The following is a 2,357-nucleotide window of genomic DNA, read 5'->3' on the forward strand; positions in this document are numbered from 1 at the left end:
CGTCACCCGGGCGCAGAGTGCGCCCTGTCGGTGGCCGGCGGCGCGGCCGGACCGGGGGATTTCCCGCCGCCGCGCAATCCGGCCCGCCGGCCATGCCTCTGTCGCGCCGCATTTGCGGTGCGCTGTCGTTGCTGCGCCGGGGGGACCGGATGCCGTCGGCCAGCGGCCCGGAAGGGGCGGTTGCGGCGGTCGGCCCGATGGCAGCGGGGGCCTCGGGTCAGGCCCAGATTTGCTTTAGCGCGTGCGGGCCGGGGGCGAAATTAGCCCAACGGCCTAGTCTGCGGCCTGCGAGGCGGATCGAATTGCCTATACGATACAATGGTCTATGCCACTTTGGTCGAAGGGGCGTGTGACGGACGGCAGCAAACCCGCTGGTTGCGCCCCGCTGGCGGCAAGGGACCGCAGGGGCCGCGGACGGATGAGGGGCCGGCGACAGAAAGCCGCGCCCGCCGCCCGCAACGCCTGCACCGGCAACGGGATGACCGGTGACGGGATGCAGGCAGGCAGCGGGATGCAGGCAGCGGAATGCGGGCCAGAGGGATGCGGGCAGAGGTATGGACGAGTGAGCGAGCGTAATCAGCCCCTTTCGCCGGCAGCCATGCCGGCCCGCTTCCGGGACCACCGCATCGATTTCTGGCGCGGTCTGGCACTGGTGATGATCTTTATCGATCATGTGCCGGGAAATGTATTCGAGAAGCTGACGTTGCGCAACTTTGGCGTGTCGGACAGCGCCGAGATTTTCGTCTTCCTGTCCGGTTTCTCGGCGGCGATCGCCTATTTCACCAAGTTCATGGGCGGCGCGCCGGTCTATGCGTCTGTCAGGGTCTATCAGCGCGTCGGCAAGCTCTACATGGCCCATGTCGTTACGCTGGTGGGGGCCATCGCGCTCTATTTCGGCGCGGCGATCTGGCTGTCCGATGCGCACTGGACCAAGGTGAACGGGCTCGATTTCTTCATTCGCGACCCGGTTCACGCCATGGTCGGGCTGGCGACGCTCGCCTACCAGATCGGCTATTTCAACATCCTGCCGCTCTATGTGGTGCTGCTGGCGGGGCTGCCGGTGCTGATGGTGCTGGCGCGGCGCAATCTGTCGATGGCGTTCTCGGCCTCGTTTGCGCTCTATGCCATCGCCCACCTCGGCGGATGGGCCCTGCCGAACGTGCCGGAAGACGGCGCGTGGTTCTTCGATCCGTTCTCCTGGCAACTGCTGTTCACCATCGGCTTCATCGCCGGGGCGCTCTACAGCGGGCGCGAGCCGGTGCCGTTCAATGGCGCCGTCTACGGTCTTGCCGTGCTGGTGCTGGTGGCCGGCGCGGTGATCCAGTTCGGGCAGTTGTGGCCGCTGGAAGGCTCTCTGCCGGTGCCGAACTTCCTCTACACCTTCGACAAGGCCACTCTGGCCCTGCCGCGCATGGTGCATGCGCTGGCCCTGATCTATGTGGTCGCTCACCTGCCCTATGGCTGGATCGATGCGCGCATCATGCGCTCCGGGCTCGCCAACCCGCTGTCGCGGATGGGCCGTCACTCGCTGCCGGTGTTCTGCTTCGGGGCGCTGCTGTCGGTCGTCGGGCAGGTGCTGGAACGGCGCACCGGGGGCACGTTCGCCGCCGATGCGGTGATCATCATCTCCGGCCTCGGCCTGCAGCTCGGTCTGGCGATGTGGCTCGACCTCTGGAAAGCGATCACGGCCCCGCGCCCGGCTGCCGGCCGGGCGCCCGCGGAGGCGGCACTGGCCCGCTCCGCCGGCCGCTGATACCGGATGCCCTGACGCGGCGTGCCGGAGGGCACCCGCCTGAAACCAGAACGCCCCGGACCGGCGACGGTTCGGGGCGTTTCTGTCGGCGGGGTGTTTTTGCCGGCCGGGCTTCCGTTGACGGGCTTTCCTGCCCGCAGAGGAGAAAAGGGGCAGCCGGAAAGAAAAGGGGCGGCCGGCACCGCTACCGGTCCTGAGGTGCGTTACTCACGGGGCGCGTGACACCGCCGGCAACGGACCCGGAAAGGCCGCCGGGCGGCGGTCTGCAAAAGCGCCGGGGCGGAAAAGCAAAACCCCGGACGGGCCCGGCAGGCCCTGCTCCGAGGGGAAATATGCTGACGGAGAACGGTCACGACCCGAAACGATGTCCGGGTCGCGCCAGCTGTTGTTCAGGCGGAGCCCGATCAATGAACGACGGGCGCGTCCACACGCGTACGGTCGATCTGCTCCTTCACCTGGAGCTTGCGGCGCTTCAGTGCAGTCACGGCAAGGGAATCAATGCTCGGATGTGCCATCACTTCCTGCAACTCACGTTCGAGTGCTGCATGGCGACGGCTCAGTTCGGCCAGACGTGAATCAATCGACATAGATTGAACTCCCTTTT

General features: G+C 67.0%; 2 protein-coding genes. One reads left to right on the forward strand and one right to left on the reverse strand.

Annotated features, from left to right (window positions below; genetic code table 11):
• Positions 1 to 562 precede the first annotated feature (562 nt).
• Positions 563 to 1,753 carry an OpgC domain-containing protein gene (locus V7067_RS17415; RefSeq protein ID WP_334177150.1) on the forward strand — a complete coding sequence of 397 codons (1,191 nt, stop codon included), beginning with the start codon at positions 563 to 565 and terminating at the stop codon, positions 1,751 to 1,753.
• Positions 1,754 to 2,157: 404 nt separating this feature from the next.
• On the opposite strand, the gene V7067_RS17420 is transcribed toward V7067_RS17415, so the two are convergent.
• On the reverse strand, positions 2,158 to 2,357 hold a 200-nt coding region (locus V7067_RS17420), incomplete at its 5' end, for a DUF465 domain-containing protein (protein WP_334177151.1).

Origin of the sequence: Pseudoxanthobacter sp., assembly GCF_036822375.1 — a bacterium.
In the GTDB taxonomy this organism is placed as follows: domain Bacteria; phylum Pseudomonadota; class Alphaproteobacteria; order Rhizobiales; family Segnochrobactraceae; genus Pseudoxanthobacter.